This window comes from Pseudundibacterium arcticum (assembly GCF_042646465.1).
Classification (GTDB): domain Bacteria; phylum Pseudomonadota; class Gammaproteobacteria; order Burkholderiales; family Burkholderiaceae_D; genus Undibacterium_A; species Undibacterium_A arcticum.
In genome coordinates this window covers 1-18,472 of sequence record NZ_JBHRTP010000041.1, presented here as the reverse complement: position 1 = coordinate 18,472, position 18,472 = coordinate 1, and the positions used below count along the sequence as shown (strand labels likewise).

20 protein-coding genes are annotated in these 18,472 nt (G+C 60.9%); 11 read left to right on the top strand and 9 right to left on the bottom strand.

The window, feature by feature from the left end:
- Positions 1-38: 38 nt before the first annotated feature.
- From ACFOFO_RS14115 to ACFOFO_RS14080, 8 genes are all read right to left on the bottom strand, one after another.
- Positions 39-971: a carbohydrate kinase family protein gene (locus ACFOFO_RS14115; RefSeq protein ID WP_390327018.1), complete on the bottom strand. Its 933-nt coding sequence runs from the start codon at positions 969-971 to the stop codon at positions 39-41.
- 23 nt (positions 972-994) lie between these two features.
- Positions 995-2,320, bottom strand: coding sequence for a DUF3426 domain-containing protein (locus ACFOFO_RS14110; protein ID WP_390327015.1), 1,326 nt, complete (start codon positions 2,318-2,320; stop codon positions 995-997).
- Positions 2,320-3,219, bottom strand: coding sequence for a 50S ribosomal protein L11 methyltransferase (gene prmA / locus ACFOFO_RS14105; protein ID WP_390327013.1), 900 nt, complete (start codon positions 3,217-3,219; stop codon positions 2,320-2,322). Before prmA ends, ACFOFO_RS14110 begins: the two co-directional genes overlap by 1 nt.
- Before the next feature lie 44 nt (positions 3,220-3,263).
- Complete coding sequence (accC, locus tag ACFOFO_RS14100; protein WP_390327010.1) at positions 3,264-4,628, bottom strand: acetyl-CoA carboxylase biotin carboxylase subunit; 1,365 nt, start codon at positions 4,626-4,628, stop codon at positions 3,264-3,266.
- A gap of 137 nt (positions 4,629-4,765) precedes the next feature.
- Positions 4,766-5,221: an acetyl-CoA carboxylase biotin carboxyl carrier protein gene (gene accB / locus ACFOFO_RS14095; RefSeq protein ID WP_390327008.1), complete on the bottom strand. Its 456-nt coding sequence runs from the start codon at positions 5,219-5,221 to the stop codon at positions 4,766-4,768.
- A gap of 89 nt (positions 5,222-5,310) precedes the next feature.
- The gene (gene aroQ / locus ACFOFO_RS14090; RefSeq protein ID WP_390331836.1) at positions 5,311-5,748 is read right to left on the bottom strand and encodes a type II 3-dehydroquinate dehydratase; all 438 of its coding nucleotides are present in this window, start codon (positions 5,746-5,748) and stop codon (positions 5,311-5,313) included.
- Positions 5,749-5,852: 104 nt separating this feature from the next.
- Positions 5,853-6,386 carry a TlpA disulfide reductase family protein gene (locus ACFOFO_RS14085; protein ID WP_390331835.1) on the bottom strand — a complete coding sequence of 178 codons (534 nt, stop codon included), beginning with the start codon at positions 6,384-6,386 and terminating at the stop codon, positions 5,853-5,855.
- On the bottom strand, positions 6,383-7,000 hold the full coding sequence (locus ACFOFO_RS14080; protein ID WP_390326997.1) for a hypothetical protein: 618 nt from the start codon (positions 6,998-7,000) through the stop codon (positions 6,383-6,385). The genes ACFOFO_RS14085 and ACFOFO_RS14080 overlap by 4 nt, the downstream gene beginning before the upstream one ends.
- A 170-nt stretch (positions 7,001-7,170) precedes the next feature.
- Between ACFOFO_RS14080 and mpl the strand changes: the two genes are divergently transcribed.
- The 9 genes from mpl to corA all read left to right on the top strand — a co-directional run bounded on the left by mpl (position 7,171) and on the right by corA (position 16,036).
- A complete protein-coding gene (gene mpl / locus ACFOFO_RS14075; RefSeq protein ID WP_390326993.1) occupies positions 7,171-8,556 on the top strand; it encodes a UDP-N-acetylmuramate:L-alanyl-gamma-D-glutamyl-meso-diaminopimelate ligase in 1,386 nt (461 codons plus the stop codon).
- Entirely contained in the window at positions 8,553-9,149 is a 597-nt protein-coding gene (locus ACFOFO_RS14070; RefSeq protein WP_390326990.1) for a YqiA/YcfP family alpha/beta fold hydrolase, read from the top strand. The genes mpl and ACFOFO_RS14070 overlap by 4 nt, the downstream gene beginning before the upstream one ends.
- Entirely contained in the window at positions 9,146-9,745 is a 600-nt protein-coding gene (locus ACFOFO_RS14065; RefSeq protein WP_390326987.1) for a chorismate--pyruvate lyase family protein, read from the top strand. Before ACFOFO_RS14070 ends, ACFOFO_RS14065 begins: the two co-directional genes overlap by 4 nt.
- A gap of 91 nt (positions 9,746-9,836) precedes the next feature.
- Positions 9,837-11,909 carry a ribonuclease catalytic domain-containing protein gene (locus ACFOFO_RS14060; protein ID WP_390326984.1) on the top strand — a complete coding sequence of 691 codons (2,073 nt, stop codon included), beginning with the start codon at positions 9,837-9,839 and terminating at the stop codon, positions 11,907-11,909.
- A gap of 100 nt (positions 11,910-12,009) precedes the next feature.
- The gene (locus tag ACFOFO_RS14055; RefSeq protein ID WP_390326982.1) at positions 12,010-12,900 is read left to right on the top strand and encodes a TonB C-terminal domain-containing protein; all 891 of its coding nucleotides are present in this window, start codon (positions 12,010-12,012) and stop codon (positions 12,898-12,900) included.
- Between the two features lie 37 nt (positions 12,901-12,937).
- Positions 12,938-13,768, top strand: a complete 831-nt coding sequence (gene aroE, locus ACFOFO_RS14050; RefSeq protein WP_390331834.1) for a shikimate dehydrogenase — start codon at positions 12,938-12,940, stop codon at positions 13,766-13,768.
- A 16-nt stretch (positions 13,769-13,784) separates the two neighbouring features.
- On the top strand, positions 13,785-14,480 hold the full coding sequence (gene mtgA, locus ACFOFO_RS14045; RefSeq protein ID WP_390326976.1) for a monofunctional biosynthetic peptidoglycan transglycosylase: 696 nt from the start codon (positions 13,785-13,787) through the stop codon (positions 14,478-14,480).
- A complete protein-coding gene (locus ACFOFO_RS14040) occupies positions 14,477-14,911 on the top strand; it encodes a hypothetical protein (protein ID WP_390326973.1) in 435 nt (144 codons plus the stop codon). Before mtgA ends, ACFOFO_RS14040 begins: the two co-directional genes overlap by 4 nt.
- Before the next feature lie 159 nt (positions 14,912-15,070).
- Complete coding sequence (corA, locus tag ACFOFO_RS14035; RefSeq protein ID WP_390326970.1) at positions 15,071-16,036, top strand: magnesium/cobalt transporter CorA; 966 nt, start codon at positions 15,071-15,073, stop codon at positions 16,034-16,036.
- Positions 16,037-16,111: 75 nt separating this feature from the next.
- Here the strand turns inward: corA and ACFOFO_RS14030 are convergent, their stop codons facing one another.
- A complete protein-coding gene (locus ACFOFO_RS14030; RefSeq protein WP_390331833.1) occupies positions 16,112-17,059 on the bottom strand; it encodes a LysR substrate-binding domain-containing protein in 948 nt (315 codons plus the stop codon).
- Between the two features lie 76 nt (positions 17,060-17,135).
- On the opposite strand from ACFOFO_RS14030, the gene ACFOFO_RS14025 reads away from it, so the two are divergent.
- A complete protein-coding gene (locus ACFOFO_RS14025) occupies positions 17,136-17,270 on the top strand; it encodes a hypothetical protein (protein WP_390326964.1) in 135 nt (44 codons plus the stop codon).
- Between the two features lie 27 nt (positions 17,271-17,297).
- On the top strand, positions 17,298-18,164 hold the full coding sequence (locus ACFOFO_RS14020; protein ID WP_390331831.1) for a pirin family protein: 867 nt from the start codon (positions 17,298-17,300) through the stop codon (positions 18,162-18,164).
- Positions 18,165-18,472 lie beyond the last annotated feature (308 nt).

Sequence of the window (18,472 nt, the reverse complement as noted above, 5' to 3'; positions counted from 1 at the left end):
GATACTCTGCCTTATTTGTTTGTGGGACCTTGGTTCGATCAATAACGGTAGCCGAACGCCGCGTGGAAGCGATCGGCGATTTCAGACTGCGACGGCGCATGGTTCTGGCCACCCTGATGCGCAATCTTGATCGCACCCATCAGGCTGGCGAGGCGGCCGGTGGTGGCCCAATCCAACTCATTGGTCAAACCGAACAGCATGCCGGCGCGGAACGCATCGCCGCAGCCGGTGGGATCGACTATCTGCTCGGCCCGGACGCACGGGATGTCGATGCGCTGGTCGCCGCTGTAAATCTCTGCCCCCAGTTCGCCGCGCGTCACGATCAATGCCGACAGGCGCTGCGCGATCGCTTCCAGCGTCAGTCCGGTACGCTCGACCAACATTGCAGCTTCATAGTCGTTGACTGCGACAAAGCTTGCCAGGTCGATGAAATATTCCAGTTCCGCGCCATTGAACATCGGCATCCCCTGGCCCGGGTCGAAGATGAACGGGGTGCCGAGTGCCGCGCAATCGCTGGCATGCTGCAGCATGCCGTCGCGGCCGTCCGGCGCCACGATCGCCAGCTTGACCGGGCCGGCATCGGCAATCCGGTTCTGGTGCGACAGCATCATCGCGCCCGGGTGGAAGGCCGTGATCTGGTTGTTGTCGGCGTCGGTCGTGATGAAAGCCTGTGCAGTGTATGAGGTCTCGATGGTGCGGATATTGCGGCGCGAGATATCGAGCGCCGCCAGCCGGTCCAGATAACTGGCGCCATCCTGGCCGATGGTGGCCATGATCAGCGGATCGCCACCCAGCAGTTTCAGGTTGTACGCAATATTGCCGGCGCAACCACCGAATTCGCGGCGCAACGCCGGCACCAGAAACGCGACATTGACCTTGTGCAATTGATCGGCCAGGATCGCTTCAGAAAAACGGCCATCGAAGGACATGATGGTGTCGAACGCCAGCGAACCGCAAATAAGGGAAGTCATAAGAATAAGCTCGGAGCGAAGAGTTAAGGATAGAACACGGCGACGCGATAAGCCGACGCTTTCAACTGAGACAGCGCAAACTGGATCCGTACCGGCTGCTCCGATTGTGGTGCGAAACCGGTGGCGACGTTTTGGCCCACCGGCAGATAATCGCGCGGTGTGAAAACGCGGCGCGCCACCGCCTGCTCGTTGGCGTCGTTCAGTGTCAGTTCAATATGTGGCCAGCTCTGATTGCTGCTGCTGCGGTTGCGTAACAGCAGGACCAGCGCAAAGTCATCGGAGCCGGTGGTGAGCGTCTGCAACTCGGTGTTGGCGTCGATCGACAGTTGATCGATCTGCGCTGCCAGCCTGGTCCTGCAATCGATGTTGGCACAGACCTGGTCCAGCACCGGCTGCAGTGCTGGAATAAAACCCGCAATCTGCGCCCGGAAATTGGCGATACCTTGCAGCAGCAAAGTGAACAACAATACGATCGACGCGACCGCCATCACCATGCGCAGCACGCGGTCGGCACGCTGCCGGCGCCGTCCGCGCCGGACAAAATCCGGCTCTTCTGCCTGGGACAGGTCGGCTTCATCCGCATCCAGTGAAAAAAACGAGGGCCCCGGTGTGTCCGATGGCGTTTTCGGCCAGTCGTGATACGCGTCTGATGCGTCGCCTGTGGCTCGGGTGGGCGCAGTAGCCGCGGGCTCGGCGTCAGCTGGTGGCAGCTGGTCGGGGCTATCGGTTTCCGGATCCGCGAAGTGCATCAACGTCATGCGCAGCCATGGATCGTGTTCTTCCTCGGCCGGTGCAGCCACCTGGGCGGCGGCTGGCGGAGCGGATGGAGCCACCAGCTGCGGCTCGGACTGGTCGGTTGCCGGTGGGCGCGGTTCGGCCACGGCCGGCTGTTCGTCGTTTGGTTCGACGTCTGGCGCGGCTGATGGTTCACGCGGCTCTGGCAACTCGCTCGGTGCGTGATCGATTGGATGATCTGGCAGCGTTTCAGCCGGCGCCTGGTCGCCTGACGCTAACGGCTCAGCCGCGGGTTCAGACGGCGTGGTATCCGTCTGCGGTGGCGCAAAATTGCCCGGTGCGAGAAAAATGCCGAAGTCGAGTGACCCGGTCGGCTCCGCCGGCGCCACTTGCGACGCGCCCTCGGGCGCGGTCACAAGTGCCGATACAGGTGTCAGTTCCGAGGGGACTTCCAATGCCGCTGGGGCCGCCTCGTCCGGCCGCAGCAGATGCTCGACACCATTGAATACTTGCTTGCAGGCGCCGCAACGCACCATGCCGGCACGCAATTTCAGCTGGTCATGTGCGACCCGAAATGTCGTGTGGCAATGGGGGCATTGAGTGGCGAGCGCCATTACTCTATTCTAGCTCTGCCAGCCAGCGCGACCCAGCCTTCCAGTTCCCGCCAGACATCGAGCGCGATCAACGGCGCATAGGCTGCGATCACGGTGTCAGCCTGATTCGCCAGCACGCCGGACAGCACCAGCGCGCCGCCGGGCGCGACTTGGGTGGCCAGCATCGGCGCCATCTGTGTCAGCGGACCGGCCAGGATGTTGGCGACCACCACGTCGAACCGGCCGCCGCCAAATGCGTCCGGTAAATAATAATCGATCGCGCAATGATTGCGCACCGCGTTGGCATTGGCCGATTCGATCGCCTGCGGATCGATGTCGACGCCCTGTACCTTGGCCGCGCCCATTTTCTGCGCGACCATCGCCAGGATGCCGGAGCCGCAACCGTAGTCGAGTACCGACATGGCGGCGCCAATATGCGCCTCCAGCCATTCCATGCACAGCCGGGTGGTGGGATGGCTGCCGGTGCCGAAGGCGAGCCCGGGATCGAGTTCGAGTATCAGTCCGTGCGGGTCCGGTGCTTCGTGCCAGCTCGGCACCACCCAGATATTTTTGCCGATATGGATCGGCTCGAACTGCGATTGCGTCAGCCGTACCCAGTCCTGGTCAGCCACCGAGCGCAAGCTGTAGATCGGCACGGCTGTCAGCCGGCTGATGGCGGCCGCTTTGGCGACGATCGCGGCGTGGTTGGCCTCGGTTTCGGCCAGTGCCACCACGCGGCTGCGTTTCCAGGCGGCGGCCTCCAGCTTCATGCCCGGCTCGCCAAACAGCGGCGTTTCGGCGTCGGTGCCTTGATCGGCATCTTCCACCGAAACCGACAGGGCGCCGGCATCCATCAGGGCATCGGACAGGCTTTCCGCATCCTTGCGTGCGACTTCGATGACGATTTCAATCCAGCTCATGGGTGCTTGTTAACTCTGTGATAGCGCACGGCTTCATCGCCGGGTCAGCGCTTTTTCGGTAAATCCGGCCTTTCGGCCAGCTTGTGTTCCAGGTAATGAATGTTGGTGCCGCCTTCGATGAAACGGGCATCGACCATCAGTTCGCGGTGCAGGGGAATATTGGTCAAAATCCCTTCGACCACCATTTCCGACAATGCGACTTGCATGCGGCGGATCGCCTGTTCGCGCGTGCTGCCGTAGGCAATCACCTTGCCGATCAGCGAATCGTAATGCGGCGGTACGTTATAACCGGCATAAGCGTGCGAATCGACCCGGATGCCGGGGCCGCCCGGCGCGTGCCAGGACGTGATCTTGCCCGGCGATGGTGTGAACTTGAATGGATCTTCGGCATTGATGCGGCATTCGATCGCATGGCCCTTCAGTTCGACCTCGCGCTGCCGGAAGCGCAACTTTTCGCCGGCGGCGATGCGGATCTGCTCCTGCACGATATCGATGCCGGTGATCAGCTCGGTGATCGGATGCTCGACCTGCACCCGGGTATTCATCTCGATGAAGTAGAACTCGCCGTTCTCGTACAGGAATTCGAAGGTGCCGGCGCCACGGTAGCCGATCTTGCGGCAGGCTTCAGCACAACGTTCACCGATTTTTTCGATGATCTTGCGCGGGATGCCCGGTGCCGGTGCTTCCTCAATCACTTTCTGGTGGCGGCGCTGCATCGAACAGTCGCGCTCGCCGAGCCAGATGGCATTCTTGAATTCGTCGGCCAATATCTGGATCTCCACGTGGCGCGGATCTTCCAGGAATTTTTCCATATACACTTCGGGGTTGCCAAAGGCGGCACCGGCTTCGGACTTGGTCATCGTGACCGCGTTCAGCAGCGCCGCTTCGGTATGCACCACGCGCATGCCGCGTCCGCCGCCGCCGCCGGCCGCCTTGATGATGACCGGATAGCCGACCTTGCGCGCGATCTGCACGATCTCTTTCGGATCGTCCGGCAATGCACCTTCGGAGCCGGGCACGCACGGCACGCCGGCCTTGATCATGGTCTGTTTGGCGGTAACCTTGTCGCCCATCATGCGGATCGAGTCCGAACGCGGGCCGATGAACACGAAGCCCGATTGCTCAACCCGCTCGGCGAAGTCGGCGTTCTCGGCCAGGAAGCCGTAGCCGGGGTGAATCGCTTCGGCATCGGTTACCTCGGCGGCGCTGATGATGGCCGGCATGTTCAGATAACTGAGGGCCGATGGTGCCGGGCCAATGCAGACTGATTCGTCGGCCAGCTTCACATACTTGGCGTCGCGGTCGGCTTCCGAGTGCACGACAACCGTCTTGATGCCCATTTCGCGGCAGGCGCGCTGTATACGAAGCGCGATTTCGCCACGATTGGCAATGAGGATTTTTTCAAACATAGTGGGGGCGTGTATTGCGTTGCAGTTCGAGTGCCGGATTGTGCTCTGCTATTACGCTCCGAGGCAGCAGCCTCGGGATCTGCGCGCAACGACTGGACACAGGCTGAACCGATGATTAAGCGACGATTAGGCGACGATCAGCCGATAATAAATAACGGTTGACCAAATTCGACCGGTTGGCCGTTCTCGACCAAAATTTGCGTGATAACGCCCGATGCGTCGGCGTCGATTTCGTTGAGCAATTTCATCGCTTCGATGATGCACAAGGTATCGCCTTCCTTGACGCTGGCGCCGACTTCGACGAATGCCGGGGTGCCCGGTGCCGACGAGCGATAAAAGGTGCCGACCATCGGCGATTTGACCACATGACCCGCTGGCTCGACGGCGGCAGCAAGCACGGCCGGTGCAGCCGGCGCGACCGGCGCTTGCGGATAATGCTGCGGCATGCCTGGTTGCATCATGACCAGCTGATTTTGTGGTAACGCGGAGTTCTTGACGATCCGGACTTTGCCCTCGCCCTCGGTCACTTCCAGTTCGGCGATATCCGACTCGGCTACCAGGTCGATCAGGGTCTTGAGTTTTCGTAAATCCATGTGAAATCCCTCGGAATTATTCTTCTGTTAAATTTAATAAACGATGAAATCGCGGAAATTGTATGCGATTTGCATGCAGATAGTTGAGATTAATGTCTTTTTAACGCAAAGTCGATGGCCAGGCGATAACCCTCGGCGCCGAGCCCGCATATTACACCGATTGCGATGTCCGACAGGAAAGAGCGCTGCCTGAATTCCTCGCGCCGATGGATATTCGACAGGTGCACCTCAATGAACGGAATCGCCACCGCCGCCAGTGCATCGCGCAAGGCGACGCTGGTGTGGGTCAGACCGCCGGGATTAATCACGATCATATCGATCCCCTGCGTTTTCGCGGCGTGGATGCGGTCGATCAGTGCGCCTTCATGGTTGCTCTGGAAGCTGGCCAGGTTCCCGCCGGCTGCGCCGGCTTGCGCGGCTGCTGCCTGCTCGATATCGGCCAAGCTAGTGCTGCCATAGACTTCGGGCTCGCGCGTCCCCAGCAGGTTCAGGTTGGGGCCATTGAGCAGGAGAAGGTTTTTTGCCATGAAAATGCAGGTCCATTTCAAGTCTGTTTAGCGACGATGGCCGCATTTTGCCGCTAAATGTCGCCCAGTGGCAAGAAAAAACTGCCTGGAGGGGCTGCGATTATTTACATAGAAGCAATATCTCCACGCAGCTCGGCGAGCTTCAAACGGCCCAGATAGGTCTTCTTGACCTGGCCGTCGCGCCCGATCAGTACGGTGAATGGCAGACCGCCGGCTGCATTGCCAAGTTGGCGTGACAACTCGGTGCCGCTCATGCCGGCCACATACAGTGGATACGCAATCTTGTATTTAGTAGCAAATTCCGCGATATTTGACGGAGAATCGATGCCGATGCCGAGCAGTTGCACATCTTTAGGCGTCAGTTCGGCCTGCAGCCCGGACAATTCGGGCATTTCCTGCACGCACGGCGCGCACCATGTTGCCCAAAAATTGAGCACCAACGCCTTGCCCTGGAATTGCGCCAGCGGCTGCTCTTTACCGTTTGAATCGGGCAGCGATTGCTTGAACAGCTGCGCCACGACCGGTGACAGGGCGGCCGCGCTGGATGCCGCCGGCGTGATCTTGCTGGCACTAAAATAGATGCCGCTGATCGCAGATGCCAGGGCAATCGCACCAAATACCAGGATATTTCTTTTCATACCGCTTCGCTTTCCACTATCAAGACCTGCAACGCGTCGATATCGGCGCGCTCCCTGCGCCCGCCAGCCTTGGTTCTGGCGGCGCCGCGCAAATCGTCGTGTTCATACAGTACCAGATGCACCCCCTCGTTATGCCACATGAAGCTGAGCGTCTCGACCAGCTTATTCTGGCCTTTGAAATGGCCGCTCTCGGACACCTCAAACTTGATGTTGCGGTTGAGCAAATAAATCTCGACATCCTTCGGACTGTCGGAGAACAATTGCAGGTAAATGTCTGAATGCTCACCGGCAGTTCCGTTCAACACCGCGCCGGTCAAAAAAGGCTGAAATTGCGCCAAGTCCTGCATCAGGCGCAGCGCCAGTTTGCGCAACGCCAGCAAACGCGCCGGCTGGCTGTCACCCAAAAACAGTTCGTTATACAGACGTAATTCTTCCTCGATCTGCGCATTGTCCGGCAACATGTCGCCGTTCACCCGGGCATCCCCGAGAATTTGCCTGGCGGCCTTGCGCTTGGCGGTCGCATAATCGGCACCGTCTTCGGCGATCATGCGGGCCGCGGCGATCGCAATCTCGGTGCGCAACAGCTCGGCGTCGGAAGGGAATTCGGTCATCATGACGAGGATGATACCGCGGACGGCGGCCGCAGGTCCTTGTCACCGATTACGGCTTGCGGTTCCCGCGTGGCCGGGAAACAAGCTGGCGAAATGGTGCGCCACGCGCCCGCATCGCCGTCGGTCGGTTAAAATCGCACTATTCCAAACTCCTCCGATCTGCGTCAGGCACCATGCATATACATATCCTCGGCATTTGCGGCACCTTCATGGGCGGTCTCGCCGTACTGGCCAAGGAAGCCGGCCACAAGGTGACCGGCTGCGATGCCAATGTCTACCCGCCCATGAGCACGCAACTCGAAGCTCAGGGCATCGAACTGATTCAGGGTTTCGACGCCGAACAGATCAGGCTGAAACCCGACTTGTACGTGATCGGCAATGTTGTGTCGCGCGGCAATCCGCTAATGGAGGAGATCCTGAATCGCGGTCTGCCGTACACCTCGGGACCGCAATGGATCGGCGAGCACATCCTGCACAATAAATGGGTGCTGGCAGTGGCCGGCACCCATGGCAAGACGACCACCAGCGCGATGTTGGCATGGATACTGCAAGATGCCGGTTATGCCCCGGGATTCCTGATCGGTGGCGTACCGATGAATTTCGGCATTTCGGCGCGCTTGACGGATAAATTAGCAGGTAAAGCTGCCGAGTCGGACTTTTTCGTGATTGAAGCCGACGAATATGACACTGCATTTTTTGATAAGCGCAGCAAATTCGTCCATTACCACGCAAAAACTGCGATCCTCAATAATCTTGAATACGACCATGCCGATATCTTCCCGGATCTGGGCGCGATCGAAACCCAGTTCCACCATTTGGTGCGCACCGTGCCTGGTGTCGGCCGGCTGATCGTCAACGGCCGTGAAGCCGCGCTGCAGCGCGTGCTGGCGCGCGGCTGCTGGAGCGAACTGGAACAGTTCGGCACCGATGAGGCTGACTGGAATCTGACCGCACACGGCGATGGCCGCTTCGAGGTGCTATTTCACGGCGTTCAGCAAGGCACGGTGGAGTGGGCCTTGAGCGGTGAGCACAACCGGATGAACGCGCTGGCCGCGATCGCCGCCGCACGTCATGTCGGCGTGCCGCCAAGGCAGGCGATCGACGCGCTGGCCCGTTTTGAAAACGTCAAACGGCGGATGGAGCTGCGTGGCGCCGTCAACGGGATTACCGTATTCGACGATTTCGCGCATCATCCGACCGCGATTGCGACCACGGTCGCCGGTCTGCGCAAAAAAGTGGGCCAGGCGCGCATCCTGGCGGTGCTGGAGCCGCGTTCCAACACCATGAAGCTGGGTGCGGTGAAGCAGGCCTTGCCCGGCAGTCTGGCAGACGCCGACCTGGTTTTCGGCTATGGCGCGAAGGAAGGCAAGGACGCGCTGGGCTGGAGTCTGGGCGAGACGCTGGCGCCGCTGGGGCCAAAGGCGCAAGCCTTCGACGATTTGGCGGCGCTGGTGAGTGCAATCGCGCAAGCCGCGCAACCGGGCGATCAGGTGCTGGTGATGAGCAATGGCGGTTTCGGCGGCGTGCATCAAAAAATTCTGGAGGCGCTGGCGCGATGATTTTGTATCTGCACGGCTTCCGCTCATCCCCGACTTCATCCAAGGCATGCCAGATCGGCGCGCGGTTGCAGGCACTGGGGCGTGGCGCCGACTATGTCTGCCCGCAATTGCCGGCCTCGCCGCGCCAGGCGATCGCACTGGCGCTGCAGCTGGCGCAGTCCTGTGCGCCGGACCAGCTGACCATCATCGGCTCCTCGCTGGGTGGCTACTACGCGACCTGGCTAGCCGAGCAACTCGCTTGCCGCGCGGTGCTGCTCAACCCTGCAGTGCGGGCGCCGCGCGAACTGGCGCAATATGTCGGCGTCACGACCCAATTTCATTCCGACGAGCCGTTCGAATTCAAGCAGGAATACATCGCCGAAATGGAGGCGCTGGCGGTCGGGCACATCACGCGGCCGGAGCGCTACTTGCTGGTCGCGGCGACCGGCGACGAGCTGCTCGACTGGCGCGAAATGGTGGCGCAGTTCCCGGGTGTGCGACAAAAAGTGATCCAGGGCAGCGACCACGGGCTGTCGGATTTCCCCGATTATCTCGATGAAGTGCTGGCATTTTGCGGCGTCGCGGTGCCAGCGGGAATGAAGGCAAGCGCGTGAGCGAACGCTCGCCGAGCACGCGTTCGCGCGGTCATGCGCGCTGGTGTGCGCATGTGAACGGCGTCAACGCGCCGCCAGAGATGCGGCATTGGCTGACTGATCCGGCCTCGCTGACGGCGAAGCTGATCGCGCGCAGCCGCCAGTTCCGGGTCCGACGCCTGCACCAGCAACAGGCGCTGTGCCTGGCCGACGAATTTGCGATGATCGAACTGGCACGCCGCTCCCGCGTCTGGGAGCGCGAGGTCTTGCTGCAATGCGACGGCCAGCCCATGATCTTCGCCCATACTGTGGTGCCGCTGACGGCGACAGCGGCGCAATGGCCGCTGTTCGGCGGCCTCGGCGAGCGTTCGCTGGGCACGACCTTATTTACTGATCCGAAAGTGCTGCGCGGCGACCTGCAATTCGCCCGTTTGCAGCCCGAGCATCCGATGATGCGGCGCATGGCGCATGGCACCCGACAGCAGGGGCTCGCTAACGCACTACCGCATACCGCGCTGTATGCGCGGCGCTCGCTGTTCCGGCGCAACGGCGGCGTGATGTTGGTGACCGAGATATTTTTGCCGGGAATCGCCGGGCTGGAGCTGGTTCGGCGATGAGAGCATAGTTAACAAGCTGACGCCCCGCTGCACAACGGGAAACAACGAGTAGCGCAACGAATAACGCAACACGTCAACATTAAAGTAATCAATGAATCTATTTTTTGAAGAATCCGGTGATTTCAAGGCCGGCGCCGTATTGTCCCAGGCTGGTGAGGCGTATCAAGTCGAGATCCCGAGCGGCAAGCGGGTCAAGGTCAAGGTAAAAGATGTGCTGCTGCAGTTCGCAACGCCGACACCGGCGCAATTGCTGGTCGATGCGCACACGGTGGCGGACGAGGTCGATCTGGACTTTCTATGGGAAGTGGCGGGGCAGGAAGAATTCGGCTTCGCCGAGCTGGGGGCCGAGTATTTCGGCCACGCGCCGATGCCGCACGAGGCCGCCGGACTGCTGTTGAGATTGCACTCGGCGCCGATCTATTTTTACAAGAAGGGCCGGGGCCGCTACAAGGCCGCGCCGGAAGCGTCGCTGAAAGCCGCGCTGGCCGGAGTGGAGAAGAAGAAGCAGCAGGCGCTGGTCCAGGCCCAGTACGTTGAGGAGCTGAGGGCGAACCGCCTGCCGGACGCGCTGCGGCCGCTGGCGCTGCAGCTGTTGTTCAAGCCGGACAAGAACAGCATCGAATACAAGGCACTGGACGCGGCCTGCAACGAGTTGCACACGTCGCCGGCGCGGCTGATGCTGGCGACCGGTGGCATCGCCTCGCCGAAACAGCTGCACCTGTCGAAGTTCTTGCTGGAAAATTTCCCGAAAGGCACCGGCTTTCCGGCCATCACCGTGCCGTCACCGCCGACCAGCTTGCCGTTGGCCGAGGTGCAAGCCTTCTCGATCGACGACGTGACCACGACCGAAATCGACGACGCGTTTTCGGTCGTCAGGCTGGAAGACGGCAAGTTGCGGGTCGGCATCCACATCGCGGCGCCGGCGCTGGGCATCCAGCGCGACGATGCGCTCGATGCGATCGCGCGGGCCCGGATGTCGACCGTGTACATGCCGGGTGACAAGATCACCATGTTGCCGGATGAACTGGTCGAGGCCTACACGCTGGGCGCCGGTCAGACCCGGCCGGCGTTGTCGCTGTATGCGACGCTCGACCCGCAGGACTGGTCGGTGGTGGCGACCGAATCGCGGGCCGAACTGGTGCCGATCACCAGCAATCTGCGCCACAACGACCTCGATGCGCTGGTCACCGAAGAAAACCTGGCGCTGGACGCCGGCGCCAGTCCCGACTATCCGCACAAGGCCGATATCGTGCTGCTGTGGCAGTGGGCGCAGGTGCTGGAACAGGGCCGGATGGCGAAACGCGCCAGCTTTGGCCTGAAGGCGGAGCAGACCAACCGTGTCGATTTCAATTTCTACGTCGACAACGACGTGGTCAGCGTGGTGCGACGCAAGCGCGGCGCGCCGCTCGACAAGATCGTTGCCGAGCTGATGATTTTTGCCAACAGCAGCTGGGGCAAGCTGATGCATGAACATGGCGTGCCGGGCATTTACCGCGCGCAGGGCGGCGGTTCCGGCAACGGCTGGGCCGCAAAAATGCAGGTGCGGATGGTGACGCACGCGGCGCCGCATCAGGGGCTCGGTGTCGATCAATATGCCTGGAGCACGTCGCCGCTGCGGCGCTACACCGATCTGGTCAATCAGTGGCAGATTCTGGCCTGCCTCGCGCATGGCGTGACTGCGCCGCTGGTGGCGCCGTTCAAGCCGCGCGATGCGAATCTGTTTGCGATCGTCTCCGCCTTCGATGCCGCCTACGCGGCCTATGCCGATTTCCAGTCCAACATGGAGCGCTACTGGTGCCTGCGCTGGCTGACACAGGAACAGGCCCGGCAGGTCGATGCCGTCGTGTTGAAGGACGAGGTGCTGCGATTGGTCGACATTCCGCTGGTGATCAAACTGCCGGGCATGCCGCCGGTGGCGCGCGGCGCCCAGGTCACGCTCGATCTGCTGCGCTGGGATGAGGTCGATCTGACAGTCGAGGCACGGCTGCTGGAAGTGGCGGCGGCAGCGGCGCTCGAACTGGCCGACGAGGAAGACGATGAGGCTGACGGCGGTGAGGATGGTGGCGAGGACGCTGCGGCCGAGGTCGAAAATCTCGATCCTACCTCAGCTGCTGCACCGCAGGCCGAAGATGCGGCGGTCATGGTGACGGTAGCGGGCGAATGAGCGATTGAGCAATTGAGCAAGAATGCGGCCGTCAAGACCACGGCTTTATCGTAAAATCCACGCATCCTGAATTTGCTGGCTAGCCGAAAAGTAAACACGCGTGAAGCTAAAACTCCAAACCACCCCGTTGACCGTCGCTATCGCGCTGTCGGTGCTGGCGCACGGTGCCTTGCTGGCGGTGCGTTTCGCCGCGCCGGACGCATTCAAATTTCAGCCGGCCGATCCGGGGCTGGAAGTGGTGCTGGTCAATGCCAAGCACGACAAGAAACCCTTGAAGGCCGATGCGCTGGCACAGGCCAATCTGGATGGTGGCGGCAATGCCGACAGCGGCCGCGCCAAGTCGCCGCTGCCCGATTTGCGTCGCAACGAAGAAGGCGACAGCGTCAAGGCGTCCAGACGCCGGATTGCCGAGCTGGAACAACAGCAGCAGAAAATGCTGGACCAAATCAAGCGCGACACGCCGATCCGGGTGCCGTCGGCCAACGACAACAACAAACCGAATCCGGCGCCCCCCGATGGCCGCGATATCTTCGACCAGAGCAAGGCGATCGCGCGCCAGGCAGCGGAGATCGCACAGAATATCGACGACCAGAACAAGCGTCCGCGCAAGACCTATATCACGCCGAGTACGCAGGCGGTCGGGTATGCGATGTATTACAAGGCAATGCAGAAGCGGATCGAAAACATCGGCACGCTCAATTTTCCGCAGCAGGATGGCAAGAAGCTGTACGGCGAGTTGATCATCTACATCCCGATTTTCCAGGATGGCAGCATTTACCGGAAGGAAGGCGGGCCGCGGATCGAAAAGAGTTCCGGCATTCCGGCCTTGGATAGCGCAGCGCTGCGGATCGTCGAACGCGCCGCGCCGTATGGTCGCTTCCCGCCCAATATGCTGTCGACCGACAAGGACGACTTGTGGGTGGTCGTGACGCGTTTCAAGTTTACCCGCGAGCAGGCGCTGGAAGCCGAATTGCGCGGCTCTGCTATTTAATCTGCAAACAGCGATGCAAAAAGAGATGCAAACAGAGATGCAAAAGATCGACCGGTACGTGGTGATCGGCAACCCGATTGCGCACAGCAAATCGCCGGAGATCCACGCGCAATTCGCGGCCCAGACCGGCCAGCGGATCGATTACCAGCGCTTGCTGGCACCGCTCGACGGCTTTGCCGCTACCGTGCAAGCCTTCATCGAAGCCGGCGGCAAGGGCGCCAATGTCACCGTGCCGTTCAAGCTCGACGCGTTTGCGCTGGCGACGCGGCTGACCGACCGGGCGCAAGCTGCCGGCGCAGTCAATACGCTGCGCTTCGACGGCGCCGCGATCATCGGCGACAACACCGACGGCGTCGGGCTGGTGGCCGATCTCGTACGCAATGCCAGCTGCCCGATTGCCGGCAAGCGGGTGTTGCTGCTGGGTGCCGGCGGCGCCGCGCGTGGCGTGCTACTGCCCCTGCTGCAACAGCAACCGTCCGACATCGTGATCGCCAATCGCACGCCGCTGAAGGCGCAACAACTGGCGCAACAGTTTGCCGGACACGGCGTGGTCAAAGCTTGCGCGTTTGATGCGTTGGCGGGCCGGTTCGACATCGTCATCAACGCCACGGCGGCCAGCCTGCAGGCGCAGTTGCCGCCGATTCGCGCCGACATTTTTGGCGCCGGCGCGCTGGGCTACGACATGATGTACGGTCAGACCGCGACCGTGTTCATGGAATTTGCGACGCGCCACGGCGCCGTCGCGCGCGACGGCCTCGGCATGCTGGTCGAGCAGGCCGCCGAGGCATTCTTGTTCTGGCGCGGCGTGCGGCCCGACACGGCACCGGTGTTCACCGCATTGCGCCGGGCGCTGGCTGCGCCGCTGTAGTGCAACCATCGAATCCATGAAAACCAAGCCTAAGCTGTTCCTGTGGCTGATCGTCGCACCGGTCGCGATCGTACTGCTGATCCAGGCCTATTTCTTCCTGCAGATATGCTGGTGGGTCGATCACAATCCGTCGTCGACCAGTTTCATGCGGCAGCAACTGGCGGTGTTGCGCGAAAAAAATCCCGACGCGAAACTGCGGCAGAAATGGGTGCCATACGCCCGCATTTCGAATAATCTCAAGCGCGCGATCATCGCCTCGGAAGACTCTAATTTTTCCGAGCATGAAGGGGTCGACTGGGACGCGCTGCAAAGGGCATACGAAAAAAACAGCAAGAAGGGCAAGGTCGTGGCCGGCGGTTCGACCATTACCCAGCAACTGGCGAAGAACCTGTTCCTGTCGGGCCAGCGCAGCTATCTGCGCAAGGGCCAGGAATTCGTGATCGCCTACATGCTGGAATATATGATGGACAAGGAGCGGATCTTTGAAATCTATCTGAACGTGGTCGAATTCGGCAGCGGCGTGTTCGGCGCCGAAGCGGCGGCCCAGCATTACTACGGCGTGTCGGCCGCCAATCTGGGCGCCAGCCAGGCCGCCCGACTGGCCGTGATGCTGCCCAATCCGCGGTTCTATGACGCACACCGCGGCACCGGTTATCTGGCGCGCCGCACCGGCCTGATCCTGCGCCGGATGGGATCGGCGGAGCTGCCTTGAGCCGGGCCGCGCAACGCGGCAGCCTGAGCCTGCGCTGGTGCGCGGCGCTGGTCGCCTTGTTCGCGTTGGGTGCAATGGCGGCGCTGTTTGCCCTGCGTTTTCAGCGCGATCCGTTGGCCGAGGCAGGCTCGCAGCTGATGCGTCGGCCCGCAGTCGCCAGCGCGCTCGGGAAGGTACAGCGGCAGTCGCAGCAGGCAATGCAACAGGTCTTGCCAACGCCGGAGGCTGCGATCCGCAAATGCAAGATCGGCGGCACGACGCTGTATTCGAACCGCCAGTGCCGGCCGCATGATCCGGGCAGCGAGGCGGTCGATCTGCAGGATAGTCGCGGCTTCGAGACGTCGCAGCCGGCGCCGGTCGCCGCGCCGATGCGCACCGACGCCAGCCCCGATCTCAGAACAAGGATGATCGAGCGCAGCATCGGCAACTGACGTCGGCGCCGAGCCCGTAACCGAGGCGGCAACGTCAGCGCGAACTTAAGCGCCGGCGTAAGCAGTGACTTGCGCCACAACTGCGCTGCGCTGCTTGCTGGCGGGCATTGTTGAACGTACACTTGCGCTGTTTTGAATTTGACGCCGGCGGGAGAGCCCATGATCAATGTCTTTGTGTTGCAGAATGGCCGGCTCAACCAGGTTCCTATCGAGACGCGCGCCGATCTTGAGCAGGTGGCGCCGGTATGGGTCGATCTGACCGACCCGACCGACGATGAACGGGCCTGGGTCAAGAATATTTATGGCGTCACCTTGCCCGGCGAGGATGAGGTCAAGGACATCGAGGCTTCGGCCCGCTATTACGAAGCCGAGAACGGCGACCTGCACCTGCGCACCGATTTCCTGATCGAAGAGGACGCTGGCCCATCGCGCACCGTGACCGTCGCCTTCATCCTGGCGCGCGACATGCTGTTTTCGGTGCATACCGACGATTTGCCGGTGTTCCGGTTGGTGCGCATGCGCGCGCGTTCGCGCCCCGGTTCGATCGAGGATTACAAGGACGTGCTGCTCGACTTGTATGCGACCGATGCCGAATATTCGGCCGACGCGCTGGAAGGCATCTACCAGAATCTGGAAGGAGTCAGCGGCCGCGTGCTGCAGAAGGAATTCACCGACCAGGACGCGGCCGCCGCACTCAATTCGATCGCGCAGGAAGAAGACTTGAACGGCCGGATCCGGCGCAACATGATGGATACGCGACGCGCGGTCAGCTTCCTGATGCGCGGCCGGCTGCTCAATGCCGAGCAATTCGAGGAGGCGCGCCAGATCCTGCGCGATATCGAATCGCTCGATGGCCATACCTCCTTCCTGTTCGACAAGATCAACTTCCTGATGGACGCGACCGTCGGTTTCATCAACATCAACCAGAACAAGATCATCAAGATCTTCTCGGTCGCCAGCGTCGCGTTCCTGCCGCCGACCCTGATTGCCAGCATCTATGGCATGAACTTCAAGATCCTGCCCGAGCTGCAGTGGGACTGGGGCTATCCGTTTGCGATCGTGCTGATGGTGGCCACCGCGATCACGCCGTTCTGGTATTTCCGGCGCCGTGGCTGGCTGAAATGACACCACCAGCCTGTCATTTTTTCATTTTTGCTGGAGTATGTTGTAAAAATCGTCGGACACGAGCTTCGACTGGCTCTAGCCGCCGGAGGCAACTGGTTCTATCGCCGATCCGTATTGGCGTTCAATCGCGGCCGGCAATTCGGCTTTGAGAAAATCGATGTAGGCGCGTACGGCAGGAACGACGCCGCGGCGGGTCGGGAACACTATCCGCACCTGTCCGGCCGGCGGCTGCCAATCGGGCAATACACGATGCAGCGTGCCCTGCGCCAGTTCCTCGGCGCAGACGTGTATCGGTAACGCCACCACGCCGATGCCCGCGAGCGCGGCCTTTTTGAGGACCACCATGTTGTCGCTGCGCATGCGCGCCTGCAAGGCAATCACATGCTGTTCGCCGGCCTGGTTCAGCAAGCGCCAGACCGGCGGCTCTTCGTCCACCCCAAACACCAGCGCATCGAATGCCGCCAACCCAGCGGCTCCTTGCGGCTGCCCGACGCGTTTTAAAAACGAAGGGCTGGCGAGCAGCACCCAAGGCACCGAGCACAGATTGCTCTGGACCAGGCTGGAACTTTCCAGCTCCTCGGCAGTGATCCGCAAGGCTACGTCGATTCTTTCATCGACCAGATCTACGCGGCGATTGGTGATCTGCGTCACGACCCTGACTTTCGGATAGGTGGTCATGAAGCGTGGCAACAGCTCGCCCAGGACCAATTCACCCATCGCACCAGGCGCGCTGATGTTAATGGTTCCCACCGGTTCGGCCAGCGTGCGGTGTACCGCATCCTCGGCGGCATGGGCCTCGGTGATCATCGCCGCGCAATGCCTGTAGAACTCGGCACCGATGTCTGTCACGGCGATCCGGCGCGAGGTTCTGTGCAGCAATCGCACGCCGAGCGATTTCTCCAGTTCAGCAATGCGTCGGCTCAAGCGCGACTTCGGAACGCCCAGTGCCTGTGCGGCCGCCGTGAAGCCGTTGCGATCGACTACCTGGACATAGAAATACAGGTCATTGAGATCGAGCTTCATTTGTTCATGGCAGGTTTTTAATTGTTCTATAGGTAGAACGACAGGTCGTATTTTTGCTAGTTTATCTTGAATCGTTTTGAATCTACTATCGAAGTTCGATGAAGACGGCGCTCTTACTGACCAGCCAACCCGCGACGTGCTGAAACAATTACTGGAATCGCTGGCTGCCTGGACACGCCAGTTACGCGGCGAAAGTGTGGTCAGTCAATAAAAAATAGCAACCTGAAAGGATCACATCATGTCTATCACGCGTATTTCACAGCTTATTACGCCGCAGGAAATGAAAATAGGTCAAGGCTTTAGCGCCAACCACTTCAACGAAGACGCCTTCGGCGGGCTGATGGATCCGGTGGTGATGCTGGATCATTTCCATATGACGGCGCCAACCTTCGCACCGCATCCGCATGCCGGAATTTCTGCCGTCACCTTGATGTTCGAGGATGCGGGCGGCGCGCATATGAACTACGACTCGATCGGCAACATCGGGCCGATCAAGCCGGGTGATCTGCACTGGATGGTGGCCGGTCGGGGCGTGGTCCACACTGAACAGCCGGAAGGCGATGGCTTTCATGTGCATGCGTTGCAAATCTTCGTGAACCTGCCATCGGATAAGAAATTCATCGATCCCTATGCAATCCATGTCGATGCTCAGGACATTCCGGTATTCCAGACCTCAGCGGTACGGGTGCGGGTAGCTGCCGGCGAAACCAACGGCGTGCGTTCTCCGGCAGTACTGCCTGAGCCGTTTACGTTGCTCGACGGTTTTCTGAAGCCGGGCGGAACCTTCAATCACACCGTGCCATCGGGATGGAATGTGACGTGGTATGCAGTCAGCGGTGAGGTACGGCTTGTGATCGACGGCGAGCCGCAAACAATTCCGGAAGGCATGGCCTTGTCGGTCGCTGCCGGCGATAGCGATATTCCGATCTCGACCGCGTCTGGGCAGGATGCGCATTTCGTCGTGTTATCCGGCCCTGCGCTTAACGAGCCTATCGTCAAGCACGGCCCGTTCGTGATGAACACGCCACAGCAAATTCAGCAAGTGGTGGCCGCTTATGCAGAAGGCAAGATGGGCCAGCTCACGCTGCCGGCACCGGGCCAATAGCAATGGGCAGCTCCACTAGCCCGTGTAATAGGAACTCCAATAATTAGCCAAGTAAGCGTTGCGGATGTGCACGCACCTTGCAACCGGGGATGGCTGCAAGCCCGCTTGGGGCCATTTTCTTGCTGCGTCGGCAGCGGCCGGCTTGGGCGCGGCGCTGGTGCCAGGGCGGGCCGCCGGTCGACAAGGCGGAAACCAGCCGAGTGATAGTCTACAGAATTTAAAACAGAGGGAGTATCGGTAATAAACGTGCGCGGATTCAGATACGAAGTGCAACTTTGATTATTCGGTTGAAGGGCCAGATGCGGTAG